The organism is Marinobacter qingdaonensis (assembly GCF_034555935.1).
In the GTDB taxonomy this organism is placed as follows: Bacteria; Pseudomonadota; Gammaproteobacteria; order Pseudomonadales; family Oleiphilaceae; genus Marinobacter; species Marinobacter qingdaonensis.
Window position 1 is genome coordinate 2,675,865 of the sequence record NZ_JAYDCJ010000003.1, and the last position, 15,652, is coordinate 2,691,516.

12 protein-coding genes are annotated in these 15,652 nt (G+C 59.9%); all 12 read right to left on the reverse strand.

Features of this window, described 5'->3' with window-relative positions:
* Nucleotides 1-74: 74 nt before the first annotated feature.
* On the reverse strand, nt 75-1,061 hold the full coding sequence (locus U5822_RS15480; RefSeq protein ID WP_322856508.1) for a carbohydrate kinase family protein: 987 nt from the start codon (nt 1,059-1,061) through the stop codon (nt 75-77).
* Nucleotides 1,061-2,695 carry a glucose-6-phosphate isomerase gene (pgi, locus tag U5822_RS15485; RefSeq protein WP_322856509.1) on the reverse strand — a complete coding sequence of 545 codons (1,635 nt, stop codon included), beginning with the start codon at nt 2,693-2,695 and terminating at the stop codon, nt 1,061-1,063. Before pgi ends, U5822_RS15480 begins: the two co-directional genes overlap by 1 nt.
* Nucleotides 2,696-2,731: 36 nt before the next feature.
* Complete coding sequence (locus U5822_RS15490; RefSeq protein WP_322856510.1) at nt 2,732-4,192, reverse strand: mannitol dehydrogenase family protein; 1,461 nt, start codon at nt 4,190-4,192, stop codon at nt 2,732-2,734.
* 5 nt (nt 4,193-4,197) lie between these two features.
* A complete protein-coding gene (locus U5822_RS15495) occupies nt 4,198-5,301 on the reverse strand; it encodes an ABC transporter ATP-binding protein (protein ID WP_322856511.1) in 1,104 nt (367 codons plus the stop codon).
* A 12-nt stretch (nt 5,302-5,313) separates the two neighbouring features.
* A complete protein-coding gene (locus U5822_RS15500; protein ID WP_322856512.1) occupies nt 5,314-6,147 on the reverse strand; it encodes a carbohydrate ABC transporter permease in 834 nt (277 codons plus the stop codon).
* Nucleotides 6,148-6,164: 17 nt separating this feature from the next.
* Nucleotides 6,165-7,097, reverse strand: a complete 933-nt coding sequence (locus U5822_RS15505) for a carbohydrate ABC transporter permease (protein WP_322856513.1) — start codon at nt 7,095-7,097, stop codon at nt 6,165-6,167.
* Between the two features lie 81 nt (nt 7,098-7,178).
* Nucleotides 7,179-8,471 (reverse strand): ABC transporter substrate-binding protein, encoded by a 1,293-nt coding sequence (locus tag U5822_RS15510; protein ID WP_322856946.1) that lies wholly within the window; start codon nt 8,469-8,471, stop codon nt 7,179-7,181.
* 340 nt (nt 8,472-8,811) lie between these two features.
* Entirely contained in the window at nt 8,812-9,708 is an 897-nt protein-coding gene (locus U5822_RS15515; protein WP_322856514.1) for an AraC family transcriptional regulator, read from the reverse strand.
* 169 nt (nt 9,709-9,877) lie between these two features.
* The gene (ccoG, locus tag U5822_RS15520; protein WP_322856515.1) at nt 9,878-11,260 is read right to left on the reverse strand and encodes a cytochrome c oxidase accessory protein CcoG; all 1,383 of its coding nucleotides are present in this window, start codon (nt 11,258-11,260) and stop codon (nt 9,878-9,880) included.
* 98 nt (nt 11,261-11,358) lie between these two features.
* On the reverse strand, nt 11,359-12,759 hold the full coding sequence (locus tag U5822_RS15525; protein ID WP_322856516.1) for an aminotransferase-like domain-containing protein: 1,401 nt from the start codon (nt 12,757-12,759) through the stop codon (nt 11,359-11,361).
* Between the two features lie 27 nt (nt 12,760-12,786).
* Nucleotides 12,787-14,235: a malate:quinone oxidoreductase gene (locus U5822_RS15530; protein ID WP_322856517.1), complete on the reverse strand. Its 1,449-nt coding sequence runs from the start codon at nt 14,233-14,235 to the stop codon at nt 12,787-12,789.
* Between the two features lie 31 nt (nt 14,236-14,266).
* Nucleotides 14,267-15,565 carry an MFS transporter gene (locus U5822_RS15535; RefSeq protein WP_322856518.1) on the reverse strand — a complete coding sequence of 433 codons (1,299 nt, stop codon included), beginning with the start codon at nt 15,563-15,565 and terminating at the stop codon, nt 14,267-14,269.
* Nucleotides 15,566-15,652 lie beyond the last annotated feature (87 nt).

Sequence of the window (15,652 nt, forward strand, 5' to 3'; positions counted from 1 at the left end):
CGGTATATAGCCTCTGCAACCAGTTGGTGAGCTTAATTTCAACTTAATTTTTTCGGCTGACGGCACACCAAACTTCAGTGCTCGCCACTGATGTCCGTCAGGGCGGGCAACGAGGTGAATGCGCCCGCACGGGTCACCGCATGAGCGCCACAGGCGCTGGCAAAACTCAGAACCCCTTCGAGCTGGCGTGTGTCTTGTGCAAGTTCGCCCAACCGGGCGCCGGTAATATCCAGCTGAGATAGCCGAAACAGCAGCCCGCCCACAAACGCGTCACCGGCGGCGGTGCTGTCCACCATGGTCACCGTTTTCGGGGCAATGGTGCCGGCGCCCTCGGCGGTGAAGTAGCGCAGCGGTTTGCCACCGTCGGTGACCAACACCAGCACCGCCCTGCCCGCCAGAATTCGACCAATAACCTCCGGTTCATCCTGGCCACGGCACAAGAAGTCCAGCTCTTCGGCGGACAGTTTCACCAGGTCCGCTTGCTGGACGCAATGCCAAACCGACTCGTACGGGTCGGCCCCCTGGGGCCAGAGGTTGGCCCGCAGGTTCGCATCGAAGCTGACCAGCCAGCCGGCCGACCGGGCGATTTCCACCCCGGCATGGGTGGCCTCGAGAATCCCGGGCTCGGTCAGTGTGTTGGAACAGAAATGAAAGATGCCCGGGCCCTGGAACCAGTCGGGTTTGAAGTCATCAGGCCGGAACAAGAGATCCGCCGAGGGCCCGCGGTAGAACTCGAAGCTGCGCTCGCCAGTCGAATCCAGTGAGACAAACGCCAACGCGGTCTTGGCCTCCTGAGTCTGAACCAGATAATCGGTCTGAACGTTCAGGTCCTCAAGGGACTGAACCAGGAAGTCGCCAAACATGTCGGCACCGACCTTACCCGCGAAATAGCTGTTACCACCCAGCTTGGCCACGGCCGCTGCCACGTTGGCCGGGGCACCGCCCGGATATTTGGTGAAGCTCTCTGTGTCCGACGGTTGGTCAACCGCGCCTTGGCTATCACTGATCCGATTCGAGAGCATGTCGATCAGGGCTTCGCCGAATGAAATCACCTTCAACATCAGGTTCCGCTCCCAACCTTGAGGTCACCGGAGTCGCCCGTCTCCGGCCTAAGCCCGCGGTTGACGATGCCCATCAGCCCGCGGGTAGAGGCGTCGTAGTTATCGGTATTCGATTGGATGTTGCGACTGATGTCATTGGCCAATCGTTTACCGAGCTGGACGCCCCACTGGTCGAAGGAATTGATGTTCCAGATCACCCCCTGAACGAAGACCTTGTGCTCATAGAGCGCGATCAAGGCGCCGACATTGCGCGGGCTGAGCTCATCAAGCAGCAGCACGTTGCTCGGTCGATTGCCCGGGCAGCCGGCGTAGCTCAGATGATTCTCCTGGGTGTCGCCGTTCATCAGTGCGCTCGCCTGGGCCAGCATGTTCGTCAGCAGGGCAAAGTGGTGCTCCGCCACTTCCTCATCCGCTTTCAGTGAGGCAATGAAGTCGACCGGAACGAACCGGGTGCCCTGGTGCAGCAACTGGAAAAACGCGTGTTGGCCGTTGGAGCCGGTTTGGCCCCAGACGATCGGCCCGGTGGCATGCTCGACCGTGTTGCCATTGAGATCGACGGACTTCCCGTTGCTCTCCATGTCTAGTTGCTGGAGAAACGCGGGCAGCTGGTGCAGCGCCTGGTCGTAAGGAATAATGGCCTGGGTCTCGGCGCCCAGGAAATTGCTGTTCCAGATCCCCATCAACGCCAGGATGACCGGCATGTTGGCCTCGAACGGCGCCTCGACGAAGTGCCGGTCCATGTCGTAGGCACCTTCCAAAAGCTCGCTAAAGGCATCAAAGCCGACGGCCAATGCGATGGGCAAGCCAATGCTGGACCAGAGCGAATAGCGCCCGCCGACCCAGTCCCAAAATTCAAAGGTGTTTTCTTCCCGAATGCCGAACTCCAGGGCCGCTTCCTTGTTGGTCGACACCGCCACGAAATGCTGGCCCACTTCCTGATCGCTGCACCGGCTGTTCTTGCACAGCCACCGCTTCGCGCTCTGGGCGTTCAACAGGGTTTCCTGGGTCGCAAAGGTCTTGGTCGAAACCACAAACAGGGTCGCTTCCGGGTCCAGGCCCCGCAGCACCTTTTTCAGGTGCCGACCATCAACGTTGGACACGAAGTGCACGTCCAGGTCCGCGCGCTGATAATCCAGCAAGGCACGACAGACCATGTTGGGTCCAAGGTCTGAGCCGCCGATACCGATGTTAACGATGTGTCGAATCCGCTTGCCGGTGGGACCACGCCATTGGCCGTCCCGGACCTGGTGCGTAAAGGTCTTGATCTTGTCGAGGCTTGCGCGGACCGCCGGCATGACATCCTGTCCCTCGACCTCGACCGGCCGTTGGCTCTGGTTGCGAAGCGCCGTGTGCAGGACCGGACGGTTCTCCGTGATATTGATGGCGGCCCCGGAAAACATCTGCTCGCGACGGTGTTCCAGGTTAGAGTCCCTGGCCAGGTCGATCAGGGCCTGCATGACCGGGGGCGCGACCCGATTTTTGGAGTAATCCAGAAACAGTCCGCCGACTTTAAGGCTCATGGCCTCAAAGCGCTTGGAGTCTGCATCAAAGTAGTCGGCGATCCGGTCGTGACGGTGCGAATCCGCAAGCTGGTTCAGCAAGCGCCAGGACTTCAAAGTTGTCGGTGCGCTCATAATCCTCTCCTCAATGATTCATTGGCGTTATCGAGTTCACTCAAGAGTCGCCATGACGCCATGGGTTTCGAGCCGGTCGAGCGCTGCATTGAAAGCGTCCTCAAACGCTGTGGAGCCCGCTAACGTGGGCCCAAAGATATCGGCCATGCCCAGAAAATCCTGGCTCAGTGACGCCCGGTTGCTCACTGCCGCCTGCAGCCGCCCGGCCACGGGGTCGTCAACCTTATGTTTCTCGCCCCGCTCATCCTCACCTCTCAGGTACAGCGCCCAGCTGGCGACCACCAGGGCCACCCGAGACAGAGAGTGCCCGCCCTTGACCAGACTCTCGATGGTCGGCACCAAAAACTTGGGGATCTTGCTGGAACCGTCCATGCACAACCGGGCCAGCTGGTCGCCCATCTGCGGATTGGAGAACCGCTCAATCAGGGTTTGCTTGTAAGCAGGAATATCAATCCCGGAAATGGGGCCCAGCACAGGTGTGACATCCTCATCCATGAAGTTCCGAATAAACTGGCTAAACCGCTCGTCGGCCATGACTTCGTGGGTATAGCGATAGCCGGACAGATACCCAAGGTACGCCATAGCGGAGTGACTTGCATTCAACAGGCGGATTTTCATGCGCTCATAGGGGGCGACATTGTCAGTGAACTGCACGCCGACCTTTTCCCACTCTGGTCGTCCGTTGCAGAAGTCGTCCTCCAGAACCCACTGACAGAAGGGCTCGCAGATCACCGGCCAGCCATCTTCCACGTCGTATTGGTCCCTCAGCCACTGCCGATGCTGATCGCCGGTGCCTGGTGTGATCCGGTCGACCATGCTCCCCGGGAAGCTCACTTCGGCTTCAATCCAGGCTGCCAGGTCGGGATCCCGGAGATTGGCGAAAGCCAGAAGCGCACCTCGAGCGACCTTGCCGTTTTCCGGCAAATTGTCGCAAGACATCACTGTAAACGGCGGCAGGTTGCGCTCCCGGCGACGGCGCAGCGCTTCGGTCAGGTAACCAAACACCGAGCGGGGCTGCTGCGGGTTTTCCAGATCATGGCAAACGTCCGGATCGTCCGCGTTGAATCGGCCGGTACTGTCGTCGACGTTGTAGCCACCCTCGGTAATTGTCAGTGAAACGATTTTTACCTCCTGGCTCGCCATTTTTTCGATAACCGCGTCCTGCTCGTCCGGCGCGAACAGGAAATCGCTGATCGAACCAATCACGGTGGGCGCGCGAGCGCCTTCTGGTCCGAGCTCAATCAGGGTGTACAGGTGATCCTGGCTGGATAGCACCTGCTGCATGGCCTTGTCCCCTGCTCGCAGGCCCACGCCGCAGATTGACCAGTCCGTATCGCCCTTCTCCTGAAGCAACCGATGGGTGTAGACCGCCTGGTGGGAGCGGTGAAACCCGCCCACCCCGATGTGTACAATGCCGTGCTTGAGCTTTTCCCGGCCGTAATTGGGCACGGACACCTCATGATTGAGCTGTCCCAGAGTTGAGTTGTTCAAATTCATGGAGGTCACGCTGCCAGTCGACGGGTGGATTGCACGGCATTACCCTGCTCATCAAACAGGTGGCACTCATCCAGATGCAGGCTTAAGCCAATGCGATCACCAAATTTGCAGGTAAAGTTGCCGGGCATGCGAACGGTGAGGGTTTCATCGCTGTCGGTCTTCACATAGCAGAATGTGTCGCTGCCAAGACTTTCGGCGATGTCCATGTAGCCGGTAAGCGGGCTCTCCGCCGGTTCCACCACATCAATATGCTCCGGCCGGACACCCAAACTGACGGCACTACCGGGGCGCAGGTGGTCACTGGATTTTGGCAGACGCACCGAGGTGCCTGCGGCTAATTCAACGGTCACATTGTCGGCGTCAATCGCGCTGACCTTGCCAGGCAGGAAGCTCATCTTGGGCATGCCCAGGAAGCCAGCCACGAATCGGTTGGCCGGGTTGCGGTACAGCTCCAGTGGAGATCCCACCTGCTCGATCCGGCCCTGGTTCAACACCACGACCTTGTCAGCCAGGGTCATGGCCTCAACCTGATCGTGGGTGACGTAGATCATGGTTGCGTTCAGGTCGTGGTGCAGTCGGGCCAATTCCAGTCGCATCTGCACCCGCAGGGCCGCGTCCAGGTTCGACAGCGGCTCGTCAAACAGGAAGACCTTGGGCTGACGGACGATGGCGCGGCCAATCGCCACTCGCTGGCGCTGGCCACCAGACAATTCCTTGGGTTTGCGTTCAAGCAGCGGCTCCAGTTCAAGGATGCGCGCCGCTTCAGCCACTTTGGAGCGGATGACCTCCTTGTTTTCCTTGGCCAATTCCAGGGCAAAGGACATGTTCTTACGCACCGACATATGGGGATACAACGCGTAGCTCTGAAACACCATCGCCAGGTCCCGTTTTGCCGGTGCCAGTTCGGTGATTTCCTTGTGGTCCAGCAGAATGTGCCCGCTGGTCACTTCCTCCAGACCGGCGATCGAGCGCAGCAACGTCGACTTGCCGCAGCCTGATGGTCCAACAAACACCACGAATTCGTTATCTTTGATCTCGAGGTTGATGCCCTTGAGAATTTCGATATCCCCGAAGGATTTCTTGAGGTTCTTTATTGTTAAATTAGCCATGGGAAATCTCCGTTATTTGACGGCGCCAAAGGACAAACCGCGAACCAGCTGTTTCTGGCTGATCCAGCCAAAGATGAGAATGGGGGCACAAGCCAGGGTGGATACCGCCGACAACTTGGCCCAGAACAGCCCTTCCGGACTGGAGTAGGAGGCAATCAGCGCGGTCAGTGGTGCCGCCTCCGAGGCCGTGAGGTTGAGCGACCAGAACGCCTCGTTCCAACTGAGAATCAGGGAAAGGAGTACGGTTGCCGCCAGGCCGCCCTTGCTCATCGGCAGCAGCACCCGCCAGATTTCCTGGAACAGCGAGGAGCCGTCCATCCGCGCGGCCTCCAACACTTCCTTGGGGATCTCCTTGAAGTAGGTGTAGGCCATCCAGATCATGATCGGCAGGTTGATCAGGGTGTAGATGATGACCAGACCGGTCTTGGTATCGAGCAAGCCCGTGTCTTTAAAGATCAGGTAGATGGGGACCAGCACGCCAACCGGCGGCAGCATTTTTGTAGACAGCATCCACAGCAGGGTCCCTTTGGTACGCTTGGTCTCAAAAAAGGCCATGGAATAGGCAGCGGGTACGGCCAGCATCATTCCGATGAGTGTCGAGCCGAAGGACACCACCACCGAATTCCAGGCAAAGTGCAGATAGTCACTGCGTTCGTTGACCAGCGTGTAATTCTCCAGCGTTGGGGAGAAGAACAGCTGTGGCGGTGTGGCGAAGGCATCGATCTCGGTCTTGAAGCTGGTGAGCAGCATCCAGAAAATCGGGAAGAAGATGGCCAGGGCCACCCCCCACGCCAACACCCCCATCAAAAAGGTGTTCAGGCTACGTCGTTGTTTCAGGCTAATCATCTTGTAACCTCCGGAATTCATTGTTTTTCTGTCAGGCTTTTGCCGATCAGCCGCACCAGGAAGAAGGCGGCAATGTTGGCCAGAATCACGGCAATCAAGCCCCCCGCGGACGCAAGCCCCACGTCGAACTGCAGCAGCGCCTGGCTGTAAATCAGGTAAGCGAGGTTTGTGGTTTCGTACCCCGGTCCACCGCCCGTGGTGGTGAAGATCTCCGCAAAAATGGAGAGCAGGAAAATGGTTTCAATCATGACGACCACGGCAATCGGGCGAGCCAGATGCGGCAGGGTCAAATGGAAGAACATGGCAACGGGACCCGCACCATCCAGCCGGGCGGCCTCCTGCTGTTCCTGGTCCAGGGACTGCAGCGCCGTCATCAGTAGCAGGATGGCGAACGGCAGCCATTGCCAGGACACGATCATGATGATTGAAAACAACGGGTATTCGGCGAACCAGTCAATCGGTTGGGCCCCGAAAAATTTCCAGATTGCGGCAAACACACCGGAAACGGGATGAAGCAACAGGTTTTTCCAGACCAGTGCGTTCACGGTCGGCATGATAAAAAACGGAGAGATCAGCAGGATCCGGACAATGCCCTGCCCCCAAAACGCCTGGTTGATCAGCAGCGAAATGAGGACACCAAACACCACGGTTATCAGCAGAACCGCACCCACCAGCAGCAAGGTGTTGCTCATGCCGGCCATAAAGCCAAAATCGGTGACGAAGAACTGGAAGTTCTCCAGCCCCACGAATTCGTTATCCCCTGGGTACAACAGGTTGTAGCGGATCAACGAAAAGTAGATGGTCATGGACAGCGGGATCACCATCCACAGCAACAGCACAAGGACTGACGGTGACACCATGTAGCGACTCAAGCGCGAGGTCTTTCGTTTGTCCTTGTTGGCTTCCGTGGCGGAACTCACGGTGCCAGCGTTAAGAGCGGTTGATTTCATAACGGGTCTCCGGGGACCGATGGCAGCCCCACTATGCTCGGGGCCGCCTCAGGTCATTGTTGTTTCATCTGGGCCGGGTGATCAGTTGGCGTAGTAACGGGCGCGCGTCATCTCGCGGAGGGTGATGGACTGCGACGCCTTCAGGGCGTGATCGACACTCATCGCCCCTGCCAGGGCACCTGAGATCAGTTTGCCGACCTGGGTCGCAATCGCCTGAAACTCCGGGATGGCCGCAAACTGGACACCCACGTAGGGAGACGGTTTCAGGGTTGAATCGTTAGGGTCGGCCCTGCCCAGGGCCTCCAGCGTGCGCGTCGCGAAGGGGGCTGCAGCCAGGTAATCAGCATTGTCGTAGGTTGAAGCGCGAGTGCCAGGCGGCACATTGGCCACGCCGTAGTTGGCCTCGACCAACTGGCTGTAATCCCGGGACGTGGCCCAGGTAACGAAGGTTTTCGCGGCCGCTTTGGCGTCGGAACTCACCGGAATGGCCAGGGCCCAGGACCACAGCCACCCGGAGCCCTTGGCGGTGACCTGCTCAGGCGCCAGAGCGAAACCAATCTGGTCCGCGACCTTGCTTTGGGACTCGTCGGTCAGGAAGGCGCCAGCCACGGTGGCATCCACCCACATGGCGCACTTGCCGCTGTTGAACAGCGCCAGATTCTCATTGAAGCCGTTGGAACTGGCTCCAGGGGGACCGTAATTTCCCAGAAGATCGACGTAGAAGCTGATGGCCTGCTGCCATTCGGGATCGGTGAATTCCGGTTTCCAGTTCTCGTCAAACCATCGGGCACCGAAGGCATTGGCCATGGTGGTGACCAGAGCCATGTTCTCGCCCCACCCTGCCTTGCCACGCAGGCAAATGCCGTATTGTTCAGAATCCGGCTTGTGGAGCTTCTCTGCAAAAGTCTTGATCTGATCCCAGGAGGGCTGGTCAGGCATGGTAAGGCCCGACGCCTCGAACAGGTCTTTGCGGTAGAAGGTCATGGAGCTTTCGGCGTAAAAGGGCAGCGCGTAGAGCTTGCCTTCCGAGGACAGGCCGCCCAGTACCGATGGAAAGATATCGTCCAGGTCGTAGTCGGCAGGCAACTGGTCCATCTCTGTCAGCCAGCCCTTCTCGCCCCAGATCGGGGCCTCGTACATGCCAATGGTCATGACATCGAACTGGCCGCCGTTGGTGGCGATATCGGTGGTCAGGCGTTGGCGCAGGACGTTTTCCTCGAGCACTACCCAGTCGAGGTCAATGTGCGGATGGAGCTTTTCGAACTCTTCGGAAAGGCCCTGCATGCGGACCATGTCACCGTTGTTCACGGTGCCAATGGTGACCTTGGTAGCGGCCATGGTGGGGGCGACAGTGACGGTCAGGCCAGCCGCCATCAGAGCGGCCAGATAGCTCTTGGTGTTCATGCTCGAACCTCTGTTTGTTTTTGGAGTAGGTCGATCAAACGGCTCCTGATTGCGGAGCTGATTGCATGAGCTAATTACACGCGCAATGCGGAAATCGGACAAATACGTACCTTGTCATTTTTATGTACTTTTTTGTCCTTGGCTGGAAATATCGCATCCTCATATAAATTGCAGGCAAGCCCTGAGAGCACGGCGACTCAGAACGGCCCTCACGAATAAGGGCCCAAACAGCCTTCAGCAGGGCTACCAGAAAGTATTATTTCATCGGGGCTAGTTTTTCACAGGCCTAAGGACGGCAGCGTGGGGCCGATCAGCCTTTGTACAGACTGTCCAGGGAGGTCTTTCGGTATTCAGACGGGGTCATTTTCTTCACGTCGTAAAACCGCCGGTTGAAGTTGGCGATGTTGTTGAACCCGACCCGAAAGCAGATTTCGGTGATCGGCTCATCGGTGTGAGCCAGGTGCTCACAGGCCTTGTTGACCCGGAGACTGTTGATGAACTCGATAAACCGATGCCCGGTGGCTCGCTTGAAGAACTTGGAAAAGTAGGCCGGGCTGACCTTTACATGAGCAGCCACCTCTTCCAGGGAGATCCCGGTGTGGTAATGCTCAAAAATCAGATCCAGGGCCTGGTTCAGGCGGTTGAGGATCTTCTCATCGGTAATCGGCAGATAGGTGGATGAGGACAGCACCCGATAATCGCCCATGGACGCCAGCAGTTCGATCAGCGCCCAGAATCGGGTCAGGCGCCGGAACCCGGTGGATTCCGCCACGTCCTCAAACAGGCTCACAGCCTCCGGGATGGCAGCGGCGTCGAGAAACTCGATGCCGTACTCGGCGCGCTTCCAGAACGGCGCCAGCGCCCGGGTTTCCGGAAACACCGACTCGCAGGCGCGAACCAGATCGTGGGAGAAGTTGATCACCCGGTCACGGAGCGCCACCCGCTCGCCTTTCTCGATGTGGCTGATCCAGTTGTGGGGCAGATTGGGACCAACGAGAATCAGGCTGTTGGGTGAGAAATTGCCGATGTAGTCGCCGACAAAGACCTTGCCCGAGGTCTCGGTGATCAAATGCAGCTCGTACTCCTCGTGGTAGTGCCACCGCACCAGCGGGCTCGGGTAGCCATGGTCCAGGTACCGGATGGACTCATCGCCGCGCTGCTCAACCCATTCGAATTCGGGTTTGATGCGTTGTCTGTCCGCTTCCATTGTCCTGCCTCGAATTCCCGGTCACCTGGTTCGTACCACTACAGTGTAACCAATTCCTTCGAGAGGATGGGCGGTGCCAGCGATATTCCACCACATTCAACACCAGGCGGGCGCGACACGGCCGGGCGTCGACAGCGCCGATAAAGGGGTGTTTTCGTCCGAGCTCAGGCTACCGGGCCGCACCAATGAAGCGGGTGATGTCCTCGGCGCTTTCCGCATCAGAATCAGCTGCCTGCAGATGAAACTTGATGTCTGTTATAGGATTCTCCATCGCGGCCGCGGGCACTGACACACTGACGGGAACCTCCACCCGTTCACCCGCCCCGGCAGAAATCCGGGTTCCACCTAACAACCTCAGGCCCTCGACACCGGACACCCAGACGTCGAAGAGACGGGGGTGCTGGGCCTTGTTCAGGATCCTCAGGGTGTAGCTGTTCTCGATCTCCCCGGCCGCGTTGAAGCGGTACAGGCCACGGTCCCGGGTCACGTCCAGATCAACCAGAGGACGGCTGGCTATGGCCCACACCAGCACCCCAATGAACACAGCGAGCAAGCCGCCATAGCCGAGCAAACGTGGCCGAAGGACCCGGAGCTTGCCGCCGCTGAGTTCCCGCTCGCTGGTGTAGCGAACCAGACCGGTGGGCGCGCCGATTTTCTCCATGATGGAATCGCAAGCGTCGATACAGGCGGCGCAGCCAATGCACTCCATCTGCAAGCCGTCACGGATATCGATGCCGGTCGGGCAGACCTGAACGCACATCTGGCAGTCGATGCAGTCCCCGAGGCCCTCGGCCGACTCACTGGTTCCGGTTTTGCGGTGCCCCCGGGGTTCGCCCCGGGCGGCGTCGTAGCTGATCACCAGGGAATCCCGGTCCAGCATGGTGGACTGGAACCGGCCATAGGGGCACATGTGCACGCACACCTTTTCCCGCAGCCAGCCGGCGTTGAGGTAGGTGGCGGCCGTGAAGAAAAACACCCAGAAGGCCGCCCAGCCGCCAGCTTGCAGGGTGGCCAGGTCGGCAACCAGGGCCCGGATCGGCGTGAAGTAACCGACAAAGGTGATGGCGGTGATCAGGCTGATGGCCAGCCAGAGGCTGTGCTTGGCCGCCCGCCTGGCCAGTTTGGATCGGGACAGAGGGGCCTGGTCCAGCTTCCTGCGCCGATTGCGGTCCCCCTCGGTGACTCGCTCAACCCAGAGGAACAGCCACATCCAGACACTCTGTGGACAGCTGTAGCCGCACCAGACGCGTCCGGCCGCAACCGTCAGAAAGAACAGACCAAAAGCGCAAATGATCAAAATCGCCGACAGCAGCACAAGATCCTGGGGCCAAAAGGTGCTGCCGAAAATATGAAACTGCTTTCCGGACAGGTCCCAGAGCACCGCCTGCCGCCCGTTCCAGCCAAGCCAGGCCGTCCCGAAAAACAACAGGAACAGGAAACTGCCGCCGGCGATCCTCAAACGGCGGAAAACACCCTGGAAGCGTCGGGGGTAAATCTTGTCGTTGGTGCTCCCATGGCTGGGCAGGTTTCGCAGGGGTATGGCGTTGGTCATTGGACGGACTTCCCGGAATTGGATGTGGGAAGTCAAAGCCTACGCCGCCGGCACCGATGGGCACAGGCTCAGATTTTTAAACTTTAATAGGGACAGATTTAGAGGAGCAGCGCTGGCAACTTGCCCAGGGCACGGACCCGATCTGCGGTCCAGGGATGGGCGTAACTGATTCGAAGGCAGTGGCCAAACTGACCCGACACCGAAAACAGCGGCCCCGGTGTGATAACCACGCCCTCCTCCAGGCCTCTTGGGTAGGCGGCCAGGGTATCGACATGCTCCGGCAGTTCCACCCACACCGAGAGTCCGCCCTGGGGCACACTGGCGCGAACGTCCGCCGGCCAGCCATTCAGAGCGGCCAGCAACTGGTCCCGGTTGGCCCGCAACTGCTGGCGCTGGCGTCGCACATGGGCGGCGTAGTAGCCGTCCGCCATGAACTCCGCGAGGCCTTGTTGCAGATACCGGCTGCTGGCCAGCTGGGTAACCAGTTTCAAATGCAGGATTCGGGCATGCCATCGAGCCCCGGAGATCCAGCCCACCCGCAAATCCCGGGAAAGGCTCTTGGAGAGCGAGCCGCACAGGATCACCCGGTCATCGGTGTCCAGTGCTTTCAGGGGATCCGGCGCCGGCCCCAGGGCGGTGTCGGCGTAGATGTCGTCCTCGATCACCACCAGGTCATGGCGGTCAGCCAACGCCAGCAGGCGCTGTTTGTTGTCCAGGGGCATCAATGCCCCGCTGGGTGTCGAGAACGCGGGGGAGGCAATCACCGCCCTCACCTGCCAACGCTCCAATACGGCCTCCAGGGCGTCCATGTCCATGCCGCTGTCCGGCGACGAAGGCACCTCCACCGCCTGAAGGCCCAGCTGCTGCAAAAGCTGCAGGACACCGTAAAACCCGGGGGACTCCACCGCCACCACGTCGCCCCGCTCACAGGTGGCCATCAATGCCAGGAACAGCGCGTGCTGGCACCCGGATGTGACACACAGCTGATCCGGCGCTACCTGCCAGCCTCGACGGCCCTGGTGGATGGCCAGCTGCTCGCGAAGCGCCAAGTTGCCTTCGGGCTTGTCGTAATACTGGTGCCCCTCTCCCCGTTGCCGTCGCAGCGCCCGGCCAATGGCGCGATTCAGAGCCTCGATCCCGGGAGGCAATTCGCCCGCGGCCAGGTCCGGCAACAGGTCAAAGGCAGCGCTTCGGCCCATGATGTCGAGCAGCAGTTCACTGACGGTCACCGGCCGCGGGGAATCGATCCGGGCACGGCTGGTGGGCGGATTGGCATTGGCGGGACGGGCGGCCACGAAATAGCCGGCCTTGGGGCGGGCTTCGAGCCATCCCTGGGCCTCGAGCCGCTGCAGTGCGTGTTGCACGGTCGCCTTGGACAGCCCCTGGTCCTGACACAGGCTGCGAATGGAGGGCAGCCGCTCCCCGAGCCGCCAGCGTTCGCCTTGCAGCCCCTGGAGCAGCCAGTTTTCCAACTGCTGGTAACGGAATTCTTCAGCCAAACGCGGCGTACTCCGGCAGTCCGTGAATCAGGCGATGCCGAGGGTTTTATTCGCGGCGTCGCGGATTGCCCGGTAACGCTCGGCGTCCTGGCTCAGGGTTTCCAGGTTATCTTCGGGGAAGATTTCCTTTTTCCTCTGCTGGGCTTCTTCCTTGGCAAAGATCGACGGCATCATCTGTTCCAGGCAGCGCAGCATCACTTCCGGCGAGACAGACGCACCGGGGGATGCACCCAGGAGCGTGCCGTAAGTCTTGTCGCTGGACACCAGGATTTCGGTGCCCATCTGCAGATCGCCGTCCTTGATGATCTGAACCCGTTGGCCCGCTTCAACGGCACGCCAGTTGAACTTCTTGCTCATGCCAGGAGCGAAGTTCTCCAGCTCCTCGAACATGCTCTTTTCGCCCTTGAAGGTTTCGCTCACCAGATATTTCACCAGCGGGAAATGCTCCAGGGCCACGTTCAACAGGCCCGGGATGTCGTGTAGCCGCATGGAACGGAGGTAATCCAGAAACCCTCGGCCCTTTTCGAGGACCGGTTTGAACGAGGCAAAAGGCCCGAACAACAGGTAATGCTGGCCATCGGCAACCCGCAGGTCCAGGTGGGGAACGGACATGGGCGGCGCGCCCACGGCGGCCTTGCCATAGGTCTTGGCCCGGTAGTACTCGGCCTGTTCCGCGCTGATCGGCGCCTGCAGGAAGCGGCCGCCCACAGGGAAGCCGCTGAACCGGCTGCGGAATGGCAGGTGGCTTTTCTTCAGCAACGGGAAGGCGCCACCACCGGCGCCAACAAACAGAACATCGGCTTTGTGCTGAATGGCCCTGCCGTGTTGCTGGGCTTCGATCAGCCAGCGCCCGGTCGGGCTGCGGTGCACCCGCTTCACGTGGGTGCCGTACTCGATCTTCACGCCCAGCTTCTCAACCGCGTGTTTGGCCATTTGCTCGGTCAGCGCACCAAAGTTCACGTCGGTGCCGGTCTCGATCACTGTGGCTGCCATTTTCTGGTCCCGCGGCCGTTCTTCCATCAGGTACGGAATCCAGCTCTTGATCTCGTCGAAGTCTTCGGAGTACTGCATGTGCTCAAAGAAATGGTGGGCCGACATCTCCTTGAAGCGCAGGCGCAGCTCCTCGATGGCCGACTCGGAGACGATGGTGCAGTGCTTGGTGCGATTGATGAACGTGGTCGGATCCTGCACCGCCCCGGTTTCCACCAGGTGGGCCCAGAACTGTTTGGCCACGTTGAACTGGGCGTGGATTTTCAGGGCCTTTTCAACGGAAATGACCTCCTCATCCACCGGCGTGTAGTTGAGTTCGCAGTTTGCCTCGTGCCCGGTGCCGGCGTTGTTGAACACCCAGGAGTTACCTGCCCCGGCGTGGTCCAGTCGCTCCAGAATGGTGACGTCCAGCTCGGGGGCCAGCTCCTTCGCCAGGGTGGCGAAGGTGGTTCCCATGATCCCCGCACCGATGATGATTACGTTCATAACCCCTATTCCTTATGGTTCCTCGAATGTCTCAGGTTGCCATGGCGGCATTGCCACGCTGTGACCAGGGATACTCTTTAACCGGCAGATGGATCAGTGCCGAGACCGCGCCCACGCCAACGCCGACCCACCAAACCAGAGTGTAGTCGTTGTACATGTCGTACATGGCGCCGCCCAGCCACACGCCCAGGAAGCCGCCCAGCTGGTGCGAGAAGAACACGATGCCGTAGAGCGTTCCCATGTATTTCAGACCGTATATGTGGGCGACCAGTCCGGAGGTCAATGGCACCGTGGCCAGCCAGAGCGAGCCCATGGCAACCGAGAACAGCACCACCGTTTCCGGCGTGATCGGCGCCATGATAAACGCCGCCGCCACCAACGTTCGGAGCAGATACACCGTCGCCAGAAGGTACTTCCTGGAGTACTTGTTACCCAGCCAGCCCGCCAGCAGCGTGCCCCCGATGTTGAAGAAGCCGATCAGCGCGATGGAGATGGCCCCCAGACCGGAGGCGGTGGTTACCCCGAGCACGTACAGCAGACTGTCCGGACTGATGGGGCCGCACATCTCGGTGATGAAGGCCGGGAAATGGGCGGTGATGAAGGCCAATTGGTAACCGCAGGAGAAAAAGCCGATGAAGATGAACCAGAAGGTCGGGTCTTTCATCGCACGCTTGAACACCACACCCATGGGCTCGTCGCTGGGGGTGGACTGGGGCCGTTCCGGCGCCCGCATCAGCACCAGGGCGAACATAGACAGCACCACGAAACCCGCAAACACGATGAACACGGACTGCCAGGGCATCTGGCTCAGCAGCGCCTGAGCCACTGGCGGCCCGACAATCTGGCCGGCCGAACCGGCCGCCGTGGCAATACCCAACGCCATGGACCGATGCTTGTCGGACGCCGCACGCCCAACCACGGCCAGGATGACCCCAAACCCGGTCCCGGCAATGCCGAAACCCACCAGCATTTCCAGAAACTGGTGCTGGCCCGGGGTAATGGCGAACGCAGACAGCACCAGGCCAACGACATAGACAGCGCCACCGGTCAGGATCGCCCGACGGTCGCCAAAGCGCTCGGCAAAGGCGCCAAAGATGGGCTGCCCGATGCCCCAGAACAGGTTCTGGATGGCAATCGCCAGGGAAAAGGATTCCCGGGGCCAGGCAAACTCCAGGGCAATCGGCAACTGGAACAGGCCGAACGATGCCCGGATGGCGAAGCTGACCAGGATGATGATGCAGCCGGCAATCAGGACCGGATTGATCAGGTGGTTGTAGGTGCCGAAGGATCCATGTTCGGTAGAGGTGTCGCGGCGTTGCGCTTCGCTCATTCTGTTGCCTTCCGGGGTGGGTCAGAGTCTGTAAACAGACAAGTAGGCAACAATTTTTGCTTGAAATGCAAGAACAGAGGGGCGGAG